Source organism: Amycolatopsis sp. lyj-90 (genome assembly GCF_046549035.1).
In the GTDB taxonomy this organism is placed as follows: domain Bacteria; phylum Actinomycetota; class Actinomycetes; order Mycobacteriales; family Pseudonocardiaceae; genus Amycolatopsis.
Genome location: NZ_JAJPWP010000002.1, coordinates 480,364 through 493,516 on the forward strand (window position 1 = coordinate 480,364; position 13,153 = coordinate 493,516).

Sequence of the window (13,153 nt, forward strand, 5' to 3'; positions counted from 1 at the left end):
GATCGGATCACGCCCGGAGCCGGCGGAGTTCGCTCCTGGCGTGGTCCACTCGTTCGGTTTCCCGTCCGCCCGCGCGGGCGATCTCACGGGCGAGATCTCCCGCGCCTTCGATCGAGTGGCGGGCCTTCCGCCGCGAGTGCAAACGCTTGCGATAGGCCTTGCGGTCTTTGCGCAGGCCGCTGACCGCGTCCAGCAAGGCGGGATCCAGCACGCTCGTTTCCACCTCCGGACCGAGCAGCTGGCGGATCCAGGCTCGTTCTTGCCGCGCGGCACGGCGCAGGACGGCGAACAACACGGTGAGCTCGACGGCCGCGATCGCGAAGGGCAGGACGGCGGCCAGGGAGCCGCCACCACTGATGCCGGTCATGTCGTCCCAGGCGAAGTGGAACACCATCGCCGTCAGCATGGTCGACACACCGAGGACCACGTTGCGCTCGCTCCGGGTCCGCCCGAGGACCCACATCAGGCCGGTGCAGAAGACGGCGCTGAAGAGAGCGTGCGACACGATTCCGGCCGCGCCCCGGATCAGGAACATCTGCAGCGAGGTGCCGACCTGATCGACACCGAAGCTTTGGACGGCACCGTTGTACACGTAGAGCACGTCCTCGAAGACCTGGAAGCCCAGACCGATGAACGCGCCGATGATGAAACCGTCGTAGGCGCTGCGGACCAGCCTCGGCGCGAGCCCGATCAGCAGCACCAGGCCGAGTGCCTTGCCCCATTCCTCGTTGACCGGCGCGGTGAGACCGGCGGCCCAGTCGGCCGCGAAGGCCGTGCCGCCGAGCTTCGTCCAGATCTCCAGCAGTGCGGTGTTCGCCGGGAGCGCGATCCAGAACGCCGCGGCGATGCCACCCCACGCGAACCCCGCCGCCAGCAGTCCGGCCGGTTGGGCGGTGTAGCGATTGTGGTGGCGCAGCAGCAGCAACCACGGCACCAGGTAGAGCCCGAACAACAGCACGCCACCGGCCAGCGCCGGGGTGTAGAAACCACCGTCGGCGCCGAAGTACCGCACCATCGAGAGCGTGCCGCCGCCGATCCCGAGGAGATACACCCAGAACGCCAGGTTGTGCGGCTGGACGAACCGGAACGGCTGTCCCCAGCCCGACTGCTCGATCGCGGCCAGTTGCGCCGCCTTGCCCTCCGACGGCGCGGTCATCGGCTCGCCCCCGGCGCGACGCTGCGCAGGAATCCCGCCACCACGTCCCGATAGCGCTCGAACTGGCCCGGCGCGGTGCGGACCGTGATCAGCAAGGCGGGTGCCGCCTCGGCCGCCTGACCGGAGCCCGCCATCTTGAACGCCACGTCGAGCCCGTCACCCGCGGGGCCGGTGGTGGTCCGCACGATGCCGACCAGCCCGGCGGTGGTCGTCACCGTGCCCTGTGTCCCGTCGACTCCGGCCGGGCCGGCGCCCCTCGACCGCTCGACCTGCTCGAGGAACGCCTCAGCGGATCCGGAGTACGACGCGCCGCGCAGGTCGATGGTCGCGCCACCCGTGGCGAGCAGGGCCTGCAGCGACTCCGGCCTCGCGGCGCCGGTACCGGCGAGCGTGCCGTTCTCGAGCTGCCAGCCCACCGGCGGGACCGCCGTCGCGCCATCGCCGAGATCCAGCACCTCACCGGCCCGGATCTCGTTGCGCCACGGGATGACCGCGTTGACCGCCGGTAACCCGTAGATGAGCACCAAGGCCACCGAAAGGGTGATCAGAGCCGGTCCGAACGTCCGTTTGTCGAGACCGAGGAAACGGTGCTCGACCGGAACCCACCCTGGAGGTGCTGCCTTCACGCCCGAATTCGAGGTCACCGCGAAAACTCTAAACAGCGTCGTGCCGGATCCGCATCTTTTCGGCGGACGCGGGTGGCGGCGTCGACGCCTGTCACCCGCCTGACAGAAACCGGCGCGGCCGGTCGCCACCCGTTGATAGCCCGGAGACTGTTCGGTCGTCGTCCGTTGACAGTGTGCGACCGAGCCGTTTCCATTCTTCACAAGGCGCAGGACACGATCTCCGCGCTTTCTGCGACAGGCCATCGCAGTCAGGCACCTGGTCAGCCGACCTCACGTTCCGACTCGATGTGGAGTTCCCGTATGCCCATTTCCCTTCGCCGTGGCATGACCGTCACCATGACCGCGACGCTGATCGCGACCGCCCTCCTGACGGTGAGCACCTCGCCGGCCAGCGCCGACGCGACCTCGGTGTACACCGTTTCGTCACCGCTGCCCGCGGGCCAGAACGGCGACGTGGTCAAGTCGCAGCCCTCGACCTACAACGGCGCCAAAGCCACCCGCATCCAATACCTTTCCCGGGACAACAAGGACAAGCAGGTGGCCGTCAGCGGAACCGTCTTGGTGCCGTCGGCCGCGTGGAGCGGTCCGGGCGAGCGGCCGATCGTGGCCTACGCGCCGTTCACCTTCGGCATGGGCGCGCAGTGCGCTCCCTCGAAGACCTTGGCGGGCGAGGGTTCCCGGGACCTGGTTTCCGGATTCCAGAACGGTTTCGTCGACGCGCTGCTGGGCGCCGGGTTCGCCGTCGCGCAGACCGACTACCTCGGACCGTGGGTCGAGGGCAGTGGCGACCATCCCTACGTGAACCGGCTTTCCGAGGCGCACACCGTGCTCGACGTGGTCCGCGCGGCTCAGCGGTTGCCCGGGACCGGCCTTCCCGGGAACGGCCCGGTGGGCATCGCCGGGTACTCCGAGGGCGGCAGTGCCGCCGCGGCAGCCGCGGAACTGGCCTCCAGCTACGCGCCCGAACTGAACGTCAAAGGCGTCTATTCCGGCGCACCGCCCGCCGACAAGGCGGCACTGGCCAAATCGCTGGACGGCGGAATTTACCTGGGATTCCTGGGTTACGCGCTGATCGGGATCAATCAGGCCTACCCTGAGGCCAACTTGGTCGGCCTGGCCAATCCGGCCGGTGCCGAACTGTTCCTGCAAGCACGGCAGACCTGCACGCTCGACGCCGTTTTCAAGTTCATGTTCAAGCAGACGAGTTCGCTGACCAAGAACGGTCAGCCGGTTTCGTCGTACCTGACACAGCCGCCGTTCGACGCGATCATCGCCGAGAACCGGATCGGGAACCTCAAACCCGCCATGCCGACCATGGTCCAGCACAGCCCGACGGACGACGTGATCCCCGCGGCGGTGGGCAAGCAGATGGCCAAGGACTGGTGCGGCAAGGGCGCCAACGTCCAGTGGAAGGAACTGGTCTCCCTCGCACCGTTCTTCTCCCACGCGCTGGGCATGCCGACCGCGGCCACTGACGCCACCGCCTGGCTGCGGGCCGTGTTCAGCGGTCAGGCGGGCACCGGCAACTGCGGCCGGTTCTGATCAGTCGAACACTTCGACGCGGAGGGCTTTCCCGGGCGATACCGGGAAAGCCCTCTCAGAACCTCGCGTGGATACCGGCGAGGACCGCGCCCAGGCTGGGAAGCCACCGTTGCCGGGGATCGGGGGCGATGAGCCATTCCAGCGCGACGTCCGGGCGCCGGGCACCGATCGGCAGCGGGAGAAGCGCGCCCCCGGCGATCACCTCGACGTCCTTGGGCAGAGCGGCGCGCGGAGGCACGAGGCCGTCCGTCTCGGCCAGCATGGCCACACGCGGCCCGAGTCGCGACGGGATGACGAACGCGGGCCCCTCGCAGCCTGTCGCGGCGAGGCCGTCGAGGACCGGTCCGGCGCTGAGCCTGGGGATCGTCACCGCGCAGATCCCGTTCTCCAGTACCAGAAACGGCCGGGACCCCTGCCGTTTGACCGACCAGCCGAAGAGCCTGCCGTAGTAGGCCTCGAAGTCCTCGGCCGCCGATTCCCGCAGCGCGGAAGACTCGCTTGGCTGGATCTGCTGGTCGAGGGTCATCGGTGACGCCTTCCACTGGGCGGGGTGTGGAGTGCCTCTCACCGTAACGGCACTCAGTGTCATTAGCAAGCAGAACTGCTACCGTCCCCGCCATGACGGATCCGTCACGACGCGCACCAGCCACCCGGGTCGGGACGACCCCCGCCGGCCGGCGTCAGCTGCGCCGTTCGCTCGCCACCGCGGCGGTGGACCTGTTCGTGACGCAGGGATACGAAGCCACCACGGTGGACGAGATCGCCGCCGCCGCGGGAGTCGGCCGCCGCACGTTCTTCCGGTACTTCGACGCGAAGGACGACGTGCTCTTCGCCAATCACGACGAGATCGTGGCGGAGATGGAAGAGGTCTTCGCCACCGCGGACCCGGCGTGCGAGCCGGTGGAGGTGGGCTGCGACGCGGTGCGGCTGGTACTCGACTCCTACGCCGCCGACATCGACGGTTCCCTCAAGCGTTTCACCTTGACCCGCACCGTGCCTTCGTTGCGGGACAAGGAGGTCGCGACCGTCGACCGCTATCAGCGCGTACTCGCCCGCTATCTCCAGGGCCGGTTCGAGGAGCAGGGCGACCCGATGGCCGCCCTGCGCGCGGCGGTCGTCGCCGCGGCGATCGCGGCCGCCAACAACCACGTGCTGCGCCGTTGGCTGCGCAGCGGTGGCAAGGACGACATCGCGGCCGGCGCGGACGAGGCGTTCACACTGGTCACCGACGCGTTCCGCACCGGCGGGCCCGCCGCGTCCGGCCAGGAGACCACCGTGGTCGCCGTGCTGAGTTCGGCGGCGCCCATGTCCGAGGTCATCGCCCAGGTCACCGCGGCGCTGAACCGCGACGGCGAACAGTAGGCACCCGGCCCGCACTGACACTCAGTGTCATTCACGCGGCGCCCCTGAATGTGAGCCAGCTAACATCCGATTTGTCCGATTACCGGGGTGCCCGCCACCGGCATGCTGCAGGCGCATCAGTGATCGACACAAGGAGGCTCCATGACCGGCGAAAAGGGCGCGGCACAGTCGTTTCCGATGACTCGGGCGGACGGCTGCCCGCTCGACCCGGCACCGGAACTGACCCGGCGGGCCGAACTCGAGCCGGTGTCGCGGGTGAGGTTGTGGGACGGCAGTACGCCCTGGCTGATCACGCGGCACGCGGACGTGCGAGCGGTGCTGGCCGACCCACGGGTCAGCGTCGACGCCACGCGGCCCGCCTTTCCGCACACCAACGCGGTGAGCAAGGCGCGTGACACGCGGATGAAGACGTTGATGCAGATGGACGCGCCGGAACACACCGCCCAGCGGCGGCTGCTGACGCCGGAGTTCACGATCAAGAAGATGGCGGCCTTGCGGCCCCGGATCCAGCGGATCGTCGACGACCTCATCGACGCGATGCTCGCCTCCCCCGGGCCGGTGGATCTGGTCGAGGCCTTCGCGTTGCCGGTCCCCTCACAGGTGATCTGCGAACTGCTCGGCGTGCCCTACGCCGACCGCGACTTCTTCCAAGGCGTCGCCCGCACACTCGTGATGGACGAAACCGATCCCGGACAGGCCATGGCCGCCAGCGAACGACTGAACACCTACCTGGAAGACCTGGTGGCCGCGAAGAACGCTGAGCCTGGCGAAGACTTGCTCAGCACACTGACCGTCGAACAGTTCCGGACCGGCGCGATGACTCCCCGCGAGATCGCCACGCTGGGCCAGCTTCTCCTCGTGGCCGGACACGACACCACCGCGAGCATGATCGCCTTGGGCACGATCGCGCTCCTGACCCACCCGGATCAACTCCGAGAGCTCCGGGACGGCGACGATCCCGCGGCGGTGGCCGGCGCCGTGGAAGAACTCCTGCGCTATTTGTCCATCACCCACACCGAAGCCCGCCGTGTCGCGCGGGAGGATCTGGAGATCGGCGGCCGACTCATCCGCGCCGGCGAAGGCATCATCGCCGTGAAGAGCACGGCCAACCGGGACCGCTCGGCCTTCCCGGATCCCGACGGGCTCGACATCGGGCGCGAGTCCCGCCACCATCTCGCTTTCGGCCACGGCAAGCACTTGTGCCTCGGCGCCCCGCTGGCCCGGGCAGAGCTTCAGGTCGTCTACAGCACGCTCTATCGACGCATACCGACTCTGAAACTGGCGGCACCTCTGGAGGAACTGGCCTTCGACGAGAACGCGATCTTCTACACGGTGCGGGAGCTACCCGTCACCTGGTGATCCGGAAGGGCCATGGGCGGCGTCGTTTCCCGGACGGCGCCGCCTGCCTCGGTGGTCAGCCCAGCATCGGACACGGCGAAGGGCACCCTCATCCCATCGCCCTTTGCCTTACCCCTCAATAGATGGAGTCGGCCCATTCGGGATGGTCGATGAAGGGATTGCGGTTGTGCTGGAACTGGTCGTAGATGACCTGGTTGCGGCGCTGCTCGCCGGCGTCGGGCGGATCCTGGCTGTTCCACTTCAACAGCACCGAGAGACGGCCGATGTTGGGCTTGGAGCCGTTGTCGACGGCATCGTTGGGCTCCAGATCGGCAAAGCCGTCGGTGCCGTCGTAGCGAACGGCCATGTACAGGATCATGCGGGCCACGTCGCCCTTCGCCGCGTCCCGCGGCTCGAACGAATCGTCGTCGGTCAGACTGCCGGGCGCTTCGTCGACCGGGGAACCACCGGCGTCGAAGTCCTTGTTCCCCCGGGTGCTGTTGACCGACACGTCCTCGGCACGCAGATGGTGCAGGTCGGTACCGGGCCCGGTCGCGGTGCCGAAGTCGCCGTGCGACTTCGCCCAGACATGTTCCCGGTTCCACTGGTCGACACCGCCGCCGTTGGCGGTCTTCGCTTGCGAGCGGCCGCTGTAGAGCAGCACGACGTTCGCCGCGTTGGCGGGATCTTCGTCGGTGGCCTTGATCCCGTCCCACACCTGCTCGTAGGTCAGCTTGGTGTTGGTACTGATGATCTTGTGCAACGCCGACTTGAGTTCGGCACCGGTCTTGCCCACCGCGTCCTGGTAGTAGTCGTCGCCTGCCGCGAGCGGTCTCGCCGAGACCGGCGCCGCCAAGGTGATCCCCACCGCGACGGTGAGCGCGACTACTTGGGCGATACGGCGGGCCGGCTGCATGAACAGTCCTCTCCCCAGAGGCGCCACCCGGATCGCCGTTCGCCGGCAACACCGGACAACGCACTAGTCAGCTAGTTGGAAAAATACTGTCATACTTGTCAATAGGCCCCCGTCGCCTCGGCTACACGAAGGTATTGCCGCAGGCCGTGCACTCTTCGATCATCCCGCCGGGACGATTGGGCGAATCGCATCTCGGGCAGATCTTGACAGCCGCCCGACAGCGAGCGCAGACAGCGTCAACTCCCTTCGGCTTGGCGAGATGGCGCAGGAATGACCCCAGCCCCGAGGTCGTCAGCCCGGTCACGGCGCCACTGGCGGCATCCCGGCCTTCGATCTTGATCCGCTCTTGAAGGGACGGCTTGTCGAAGCCCTCCGCCCGTTCGCACCAGGGGCACGGCTTGTCGCTCGCTCGCCGCCGGAACTCGTCGACCCGACCCATGTCACCTGTTCCTCAGGCCCACATCCTGTCGTTCGACAGCATCGCCCTGAACTCTCCGTGCATGAACTCGATCCAGTGCTGGTATGTGGTGTCGTTGACGAGATCCCAGGGCACGAACGACCGACGCGAGCGTTCGTTCTCGGCGACCCCACGAAGATAGGTCCTCACCTTTTTCCGCGTCGAGTTCAGGTTCCGGGGAGTGTAGTGATCGTTGGGGACCCCGTACGCCAGCATCTCCAGCGTCGCCGAGGAAACTCCCAGCGACGAGTCCGTGGCGACCTGACGGGACGGGCCGGGCGAGCGCCGGTTTCCGGGGCCGCGATATTTGAGATCGGCATGGTTACTTTTCAGATGCCGCACGAGTTGCGTGTACATTCCGCTCGTTCGCTTGTCTTTTTCCTTGACCTTCGCGATGTACTTCTTCGGATGACTGACCTGCGGTTCACCGTATCCATCCCAGAAAATGACACCCTCGTCCGCGGTTTTCCCGGAAACGGGCGGTGCTTCCAGGAACCGCTGGCAGATCAGCAGATCGGCGTTGACGTGGCCGGGAAAGACCGGTGTCACCTTGAGCACCTTCTGGACCTTGCCCCACGCGACCACCGATCCCAGTCCCGGCGACATCGTCTCGAAGTCGTAGCTCAGCGCTTGCGCGATGGTTTCCTTGAACCACAGGAATTCCGGGGTGGGTGCCCGCCCCTGCACCCGTTTGCCGTAGCTCGTGCCCGGGGCCGCTTCGGAGCCGTCCCGCCAAGTGGGCACGATCGGATGGCACAGTTCGACCACCACGTCGACGTCGCCGCGCGGGTCGATTCGGGTCCCCTTCACCGAAGACCCGTGCGGATAGACGTCGAAGCTGCAGCCAGTGGATGCCAGCATCCCGTGGATTCGTTCCTTCAAGAAGACGAAAGTAGCCATTCCGGCGTCACCGACCGTCACATCGACGATGTTGACACATCGCTTGCCCACTCGGCAATCTCATGGGCCGTGATATCGGGCGTCCCCGGAGAGTTTGTCAATCGATCTTGCGTAATTGAGCCAAGACGACCGTGCGGGAAAGGGACAATCCTCGCTGATCCGCGACTCACCCGGGTCGCAGGGATCCCCCGTCACGCGGACCGTGGCACGCGGCCCGCCACCACCGCGCCGGGGCCGCGCAGGCCGTAGGGCATCAGCTCTTCACCACTTCACTGTCGCCGATGGGCTCTTCGGACGACACCGCTTGATCGGAAAGCCGATTCTCGGGAAAGGTCTCACCCACCATCTCGCGCGGGCGCGGATTGCGAACATCCCGGCAAGTACGCAGGAGAATCGTCGTCAACCAGCTTCGACACTCCCGCTGATCTCGCGAACGGCAGGGATCAGCACAACTGTCCACAGTGGACTACACCCGGCGTCAGCTGACCAGACCGGCACGGTGCGCGAGAATCGCCGAGGCGCCAGAAGGGGAATCCGACGATCACCAGCGCGATCGCGGCGGTGACGGCCATCAACCGTCGCGACTTCTCGAAAGCCGCCAGCGCGTACAGGCCGAAGACCACACCGACGATCGCCGAAAGCATAGTCCAGCTGATGAGGCTCGCGACCACCAGGAAAATCGGCTTGCGCCTGCGCACCATCGCGGCGGCGCCCGTCAGCAGGGCGAGCGGGATCGAGGCGATCAGCCGGTTGTCACCGCCGAGGAGAGGAAAGCCGAAGTCGGGGGCGAACTGCTGTGGCCCCGACCAGAGGAAAGTGCCGATCACGCACGCCAGCGCCACCGCCGAATCGATGATCATGTGACGGCGCCCCGATGGTTTCCACCCACACCACCGCTGGGCGGAACTCAGCGAGATCATCCTCCGAGTCTAGAGGGAATGATCGAGTGAAGCCGGAGTACGTGATCCGGACGTACCGGATCAGTCGATCGATGTAGCCGGTGGCGGTAATGACGCGACTTCCGGCCTACCGGTGGGATCACTTCGTGCGACGCGGACGGCACCGGCCTTCTCCTAGGTTCGGACCCACAGGCGAGAGGGACCACGTAATGACCTGCGCCTGCACCGAAAGCAGGAGAGGTGACCAGCATGAATCCCTCGAACAGAACGGGTGCCGATGTCCAGGTACGGACAGCGGCCGCCCGGCTGACGCGGACGCAGTGGGCGTTCGCCGCGTTCTCGGTCCTCACCGCCCTGGTGATCATCCCCGGCGAGAACGCCGTCCTCCCGCTCATCCAGAGCCTGGGCTTCGCGGGCTATCTTCTCGCCGCTGCGATTTCGGCTTGTTGCGCGCTGTGCTCCGGGACTTCGCGAGCCCGCCGGACGGCCATCGTCTTCCATCTGGTGTTCATCCCGGTGCAGTTCCTGTTCAGCTTCCCCGGGCCGCTCCCACTCGCCGGCATGGCTTTCTCCGCGGTGATTCTCGGCTTCTTGCGGCCGACTTTCCCGAGACTGTCCCCTGGCAAACGGAAACTGTGGGTGATGCTGCATGTCGGGCTGTCGGTGAGCTGGCTCGGTATCGCGGTGGCCATGGTGGTACTCAGCACCGTGGCTACACCACGGAAAGCGCCATGTTGCGGCATTCCTCCTACGAATTGATGCACGTCTTCGATCTGTTCATCGTCATTCCTACGATGATGCTGTCCATTCTCACCGGCCTGGTGGTCTCGCTGGGCGGCAAATGGGGCCTGGTGAAGCACTGGTGGGTCCTGCTCAAACTCGTGATCGCGTTGTGCATTCCGGCGGTCGCGATCGTGGAAAGCCAGTGGGTACGGGAACTCGCCGAACGGACCGCCGACCCGGCCGCCCAACCCGGTGGAACCGGACTGACGCTGATGATCTGCATGATCGTCTTCGCGGCCGTGTTGTGGACGGCGACCTATCTGTCCGTCTTCAAACCCGGTGGCAAGACCCGCTGGGGCACGAAACCACCTGCCACACGAGTTCACGCTGGTGAAGGTCTGCAGCGAAGCGAGCACAGCGTTCCAGGCCCCTCGTCTACGAGCACTCACTGAAAGCTACTGCCGGCGACGGTCGCGGACGACGGTGCTCTCTACGATGGTGAGGTGTTCTCTTTGACGGAGCCGCCGTTGTTCGCCCGGTTGAAATCAGCGTCGAATGTCCTTCTGGCCGGGGCAGGTGGCGGATTCGACGTCTACGCGGCTCTGCCGCTGGCCTTCGCGTTGCGCGCCCAAGGCAAGCGGGTCCACCTGGCGAACCTGTCGTTCAGCGAGCTCGAGCGACTCGATCTGGACGACTGGGTGGCACCGGATGTCGCGGCTGTCGGGGCCGACAGCGTGGGCAGCGACGACTACTTCCCCGAACGCACGCTCGCCCGGTGGCTACGCGATCAGGGCCTGCCATCGACGGTGCACGCGTTCCCCCGCATCGGCGTCCGGCGGCTGCGGGCGGCCTATCGCGCGCTCGTGCGGCATCTGGGCGTGGACGCGATCGTGCTGGTGGACGGCGGCACGGACATCCTCATGCGCGGCGACGAGTCCGGGCTCGGGACGCCCGAAGAGGACATGACCAGCCTTGCCGCCGTCTCCGCGATCGAGGACGTCGACAGGCTCGTGGCGTGTCTGGGGTTCGGGATCGACGCTTATCACGGCGTGTGTCACTCCCACGTGCTGGAGAACCTGGCCGCGCTCGACCGGGCCGGTGGCTACCTGGGAGCGCTGTCGATCCCTTCCGCGTCACCGGAAGCGCAGGCCTACCGGGATGCCGTCGCGCACGCGCAAGCGGCCACCCCGATCCGGCCGAGCATCGTGAACGGGCAGATCGCGGCGGCGCTGCGAGGAGAGTTCGGGAACGTGGCGTTCACTTCGCGCACGGCGGGCAGCGAGCTGTTCGTGAACCCGCTGATGGGCATGTATTTCACCGTCGACCTGAGGATGCTCGCCGCGTCCGTGGGCTACCTCGACAGGCTGCGGGACACCGAAACCATGCTCGACGTGGCGCGGGCGATCACGGACCACCGCGACACCGTGCTCCTGCGGCCGGGGCAGGCCTTTCCGCACTGATCGGCTCGTAAAGGGAAAAGCGGCTGAGGAGCCACTAGTCCCGGCCGGGTACCTCACGACGTACCTCCGACAGGATACGAACAGTGCGGGGAAAGTCCCGTAGTTCCTCGGCCAAGGTGTCGAGCACCGGGCTCAGAAACCCGTCGGTGATCCCCCGTGCCGCCAGAAACCCTTCGAGCCATTCGAGATGTTCGGCGAACGGCCGGGATTCGCCGACATAGACCGCCGCGCCGAGGAAGTCGACGATCTGCGTCAAGCTGTCGCGAAACCAGCCGCGGTCATCGTGGTCGCGGGGGAAGACGTCGAGCACGGTTCGCATGGCGCGCACCAGCCGCGGGCGAAGCCGCGTCACGAGCGTGTACTCCTGGTCCGCCAAATGGGGCAGATCCTCGATCGGACGATGGGTGTCACGGGGACTCACCGGAAGTGCCCGCGCCAGCTCGACCGCGGCCTCGCGCGGGCCCGGCGCCCACAGGTCCGCGCCGAGCATCGACGCGTAACGCCCGTCCGGGCCGAAGGCGCTGCCGCCGATCACGACGGCCGTTCCGGCGCCGTGGCAGGCACAAACGGTCGTATGCGCTATCGGCAGACGAGGCGCCAGGGAACCGGACAGCGCCACCATCTGCGGCTTGGTGCTCCTCACGTGCGCGATCAAATGCGGCGGGGGCACTTGCCCGCCGAGGAAGTCGACCTGGAAACCACGCAATATCAGCACTTCGGCCAGCAAGCGGGCCGCCAGTACGTGCCATTCCCCATCCACACACGCCACCACGACGCGAGGCAGATGTGGCCGGGGACGGCCGACGGCGGTGCCGAGGCTGACGATGACCCGCTCGTTGATCGCCGTGGCGGCGTGCTCCTGGGCGACCGTGAGCCGGTTCGTGGCCCACTGTTCGCCTATCCGGCGCTGTGCCCCGCCGATGATCTCCAGCAGGACGGTCTCGGCTCCCAGTCCCGCGTCCAGGCCCGCCAGCGCGGCCTGTCTGGCGGCCGTCTCGTCCCCTGACACCGCTGCCCGCAGCAGCGCGTCTCTCGGCTTTCGCGTCGCGTCATCAGCCATGTGGTGACCGGGAGGGCATTTCGACGACCCCTCCTCGGGATAGTGCCGGTGCGGAAACCCGTCAGACTCGGAGTCGCTGAACCGGCACTCGCCGTTACCGGAGTACGCCGGTTCAGCGACCCTTGCGGAACGCCCTCGGGGACATCTGCCACGAGATCGGCCGTCACGACGACGCGATCGGTCACCTCGCCAGGCTCCGCCGAGGTCCGGTCCTACCTGAAGCAAGCCCCCTGAACGCCCTAGAGGAAGGTAAGTGGCACCTTCTTCAGCTCGCCCGTGTCAAGATCGGCGGCGATGACCTCGCATCCTCCGCCCGGAGCCTTGCAATCGTAGTTCAGCTCGTCCCAGGACAGATACCGGAAGACCGTGGCCGTGGTCGATATACCACCGTTCGCATCCGAAATCGGGTATCCGATGGTGTAGCAGTCTCCCTCTATCGTGCATTCGAGCAGCATCGTCTGCCGATTCGGCGTGAAGCCACTGATGCCGACACTGACGATTTGCTCCGCGGCGAGATTCGTCGACGGCGAAACGGTCAGCGTCCAGTCCGATTCCCCTGCCACTGCGGCAAAGAAAGTACTACCGAGGCCCAGCACGGCGATCAGGGCGACGAGCGCACCCTTGACGGCAGGACTCGATGATTTCATTGATCCCCCTCCACGGAAACTTACCGGAATAAGTCTGCCGTCGGCGCCGGAAGGGCGTCAACCGCCG

General features: G+C 66.8%; 15 protein-coding genes. 6 read left to right on the forward strand and 9 right to left on the reverse strand.

Features of this window, described 5'->3' with window-relative positions; translation table 11 throughout:
* Nucleotides 1–7: 7 nt before the first annotated feature.
* Both ACLJPX_RS07915 and ACLJPX_RS07920 read right to left on the reverse strand, forming a co-directional pair.
* Complete coding sequence (locus tag ACLJPX_RS07915; protein WP_410599447.1) at nt 8–1,156, reverse strand: PrsW family intramembrane metalloprotease; 1,149 nt, start codon at nt 1,154–1,156, stop codon at nt 8–10.
* Complete coding sequence (locus tag ACLJPX_RS07920; protein ID WP_410599448.1) at nt 1,153–1,800, reverse strand: hypothetical protein; 648 nt, start codon at nt 1,798–1,800, stop codon at nt 1,153–1,155. Before ACLJPX_RS07920 ends, ACLJPX_RS07915 begins: the two co-directional genes overlap by 4 nt.
* 282 nt (nt 1,801–2,082) lie before the next feature.
* Between ACLJPX_RS07920 and ACLJPX_RS07925 the strand changes: the two genes are divergently transcribed.
* Nucleotides 2,083–3,324 carry a lipase family protein gene (locus ACLJPX_RS07925; protein WP_410599449.1) on the forward strand — a complete coding sequence of 414 codons (1,242 nt, stop codon included), beginning with the start codon at nt 2,083–2,085 and terminating at the stop codon, nt 3,322–3,324.
* 55 nt (nt 3,325–3,379) lie between these two features.
* Here ACLJPX_RS07925 and ACLJPX_RS07930 read toward each other — a convergent pair whose 3' ends face one another.
* A complete protein-coding gene (locus ACLJPX_RS07930; protein WP_410599450.1) occupies nt 3,380–3,850 on the reverse strand; it encodes a glycogen operon protein GlgX in 471 nt (156 codons plus the stop codon).
* A 92-nt stretch (nt 3,851–3,942) separates the two neighbouring features.
* Here ACLJPX_RS07930 and ACLJPX_RS07935 point away from each other — a divergent pair, with 92 nt between their 5' ends.
* Complete coding sequence (locus tag ACLJPX_RS07935; RefSeq protein ID WP_410599451.1) at nt 3,943–4,686, forward strand: TetR family transcriptional regulator; 744 nt, start codon at nt 3,943–3,945, stop codon at nt 4,684–4,686.
* 141 nt (nt 4,687–4,827) lie between these two features.
* On the forward strand, nt 4,828–6,045 hold the full coding sequence (locus ACLJPX_RS07940) for a cytochrome P450 (protein ID WP_410599452.1): 1,218 nt from the start codon (nt 4,828–4,830) through the stop codon (nt 6,043–6,045).
* 115 nt (nt 6,046–6,160) lie between these two features.
* On the opposite strand, the gene ACLJPX_RS07945 is transcribed toward ACLJPX_RS07940, so the two are convergent.
* From ACLJPX_RS07945 to ACLJPX_RS07960, 4 genes are all read right to left on the reverse strand, one after another.
* Complete coding sequence (locus ACLJPX_RS07945; RefSeq protein ID WP_410599453.1) at nt 6,161–6,940, reverse strand: endonuclease I family protein; 780 nt, start codon at nt 6,938–6,940, stop codon at nt 6,161–6,163.
* A gap of 121 nt (nt 6,941–7,061) precedes the next feature.
* Entirely contained in the window at nt 7,062–7,379 is a 318-nt protein-coding gene (locus ACLJPX_RS07950; protein WP_410599454.1) for a hypothetical protein, read from the reverse strand.
* Between the two features lie 12 nt (nt 7,380–7,391).
* Nucleotides 7,392–8,279: a hypothetical protein gene (locus tag ACLJPX_RS07955; protein ID WP_410599455.1), complete on the reverse strand. Its 888-nt coding sequence runs from the start codon at nt 8,277–8,279 to the stop codon at nt 7,392–7,394.
* A 461-nt stretch (nt 8,280–8,740) separates the two neighbouring features.
* On the reverse strand, nt 8,741–9,157 hold the full coding sequence (locus tag ACLJPX_RS07960) for a hypothetical protein (RefSeq protein ID WP_410599456.1): 417 nt from the start codon (nt 9,155–9,157) through the stop codon (nt 8,741–8,743).
* 288 nt (nt 9,158–9,445) lie between these two features.
* On the opposite strand from ACLJPX_RS07960, the gene ACLJPX_RS07965 reads away from it, so the two are divergent.
* Genes ACLJPX_RS07965 through ACLJPX_RS07975 form a run of 3 tightly spaced genes read left to right on the forward strand, consistent with a single transcriptional unit; the run spans nt 9,446 to nt 11,379 of the window.
* The gene (locus tag ACLJPX_RS07965; RefSeq protein WP_410599457.1) at nt 9,446–9,955 is read left to right on the forward strand and encodes a hypothetical protein; all 510 of its coding nucleotides are present in this window, start codon (nt 9,446–9,448) and stop codon (nt 9,953–9,955) included.
* Nucleotides 9,928–10,371, forward strand: coding sequence for a hypothetical protein (locus tag ACLJPX_RS07970; RefSeq protein ID WP_410599458.1), 444 nt, complete (start codon nt 9,928–9,930; stop codon nt 10,369–10,371). The genes ACLJPX_RS07965 and ACLJPX_RS07970 overlap by 28 nt, the downstream gene beginning before the upstream one ends.
* A gap of 51 nt (nt 10,372–10,422) precedes the next feature.
* Nucleotides 10,423–11,379: a DUF1152 domain-containing protein gene (locus ACLJPX_RS07975; RefSeq protein ID WP_410599459.1), complete on the forward strand. Its 957-nt coding sequence runs from the start codon at nt 10,423–10,425 to the stop codon at nt 11,377–11,379.
* A 34-nt stretch (nt 11,380–11,413) separates the two neighbouring features.
* Here ACLJPX_RS07975 and ACLJPX_RS07980 read toward each other — a convergent pair whose 3' ends face one another.
* Complete coding sequence (locus tag ACLJPX_RS07980; protein WP_410599460.1) at nt 11,414–12,439, reverse strand: B12-binding domain-containing protein; 1,026 nt, start codon at nt 12,437–12,439, stop codon at nt 11,414–11,416.
* Between the two features lie 239 nt (nt 12,440–12,678).
* Nucleotides 12,679–13,086 (reverse strand): neocarzinostatin apoprotein domain-containing protein, encoded by a 408-nt coding sequence (locus ACLJPX_RS07985; protein WP_410599461.1) that lies wholly within the window; start codon nt 13,084–13,086, stop codon nt 12,679–12,681.
* Nucleotides 13,087–13,153: the final 67 nt, after the last annotated feature.

Coding starts and splice junctions, on each gene's coding strand:
- ACLJPX_RS07925 (WP_410599449.1), top strand. CDS start 2,083: ATGCCCATTTCCCTTCGCCGTGGCATGACCGTCACCATGACCGCGACG.
- ACLJPX_RS07940 (WP_410599452.1), top strand. CDS start 4,828: ATGACCGGCGAAAAGGGCGCGGCACAGTCGTTTCCGATGACTCGGGCG.
- ACLJPX_RS07950 (WP_410599454.1), bottom strand. CDS start 7,379: ATGGGTCGGGTCGACGAGTTCCGGCGGCGAGCGAGCGACAAGCCGTGC.
- ACLJPX_RS07935 (WP_410599451.1), top strand. CDS start 3,943: ATGACGGATCCGTCACGACGCGCACCAGCCACCCGGGTCGGGACGACC.
- ACLJPX_RS07945 (WP_410599453.1), bottom strand. CDS start 6,940: ATGCAGCCGGCCCGCCGTATCGCCCAAGTAGTCGCGCTCACCGTCGCG.
- ACLJPX_RS07980 (WP_410599460.1), bottom strand. CDS start 12,439: ATGGCTGATGACGCGACGCGAAAGCCGAGAGACGCGCTGCTGCGGGCA.
- ACLJPX_RS07915 (WP_410599447.1), bottom strand. CDS start 1,156: ATGACCGCGCCGTCGGAGGGCAAGGCGGCGCAACTGGCCGCGATCGAG.
- ACLJPX_RS07985 (WP_410599461.1), bottom strand. CDS start 13,086: ATGAAATCATCGAGTCCTGCCGTCAAGGGTGCGCTCGTCGCCCTGATC.
- ACLJPX_RS07960 (WP_410599456.1), bottom strand. CDS start 9,157: ATGATCATCGATTCGGCGGTGGCGCTGGCGTGCGTGATCGGCACTTTC.
- ACLJPX_RS07930 (WP_410599450.1), bottom strand. CDS start 3,850: ATGACCCTCGACCAGCAGATCCAGCCAAGCGAGTCTTCCGCGCTGCGG.
- ACLJPX_RS07970 (WP_410599458.1), top strand. CDS start 9,928: ATGTTGCGGCATTCCTCCTACGAATTGATGCACGTCTTCGATCTGTTC.
- ACLJPX_RS07965 (WP_410599457.1), top strand. CDS start 9,446: ATGAATCCCTCGAACAGAACGGGTGCCGATGTCCAGGTACGGACAGCG.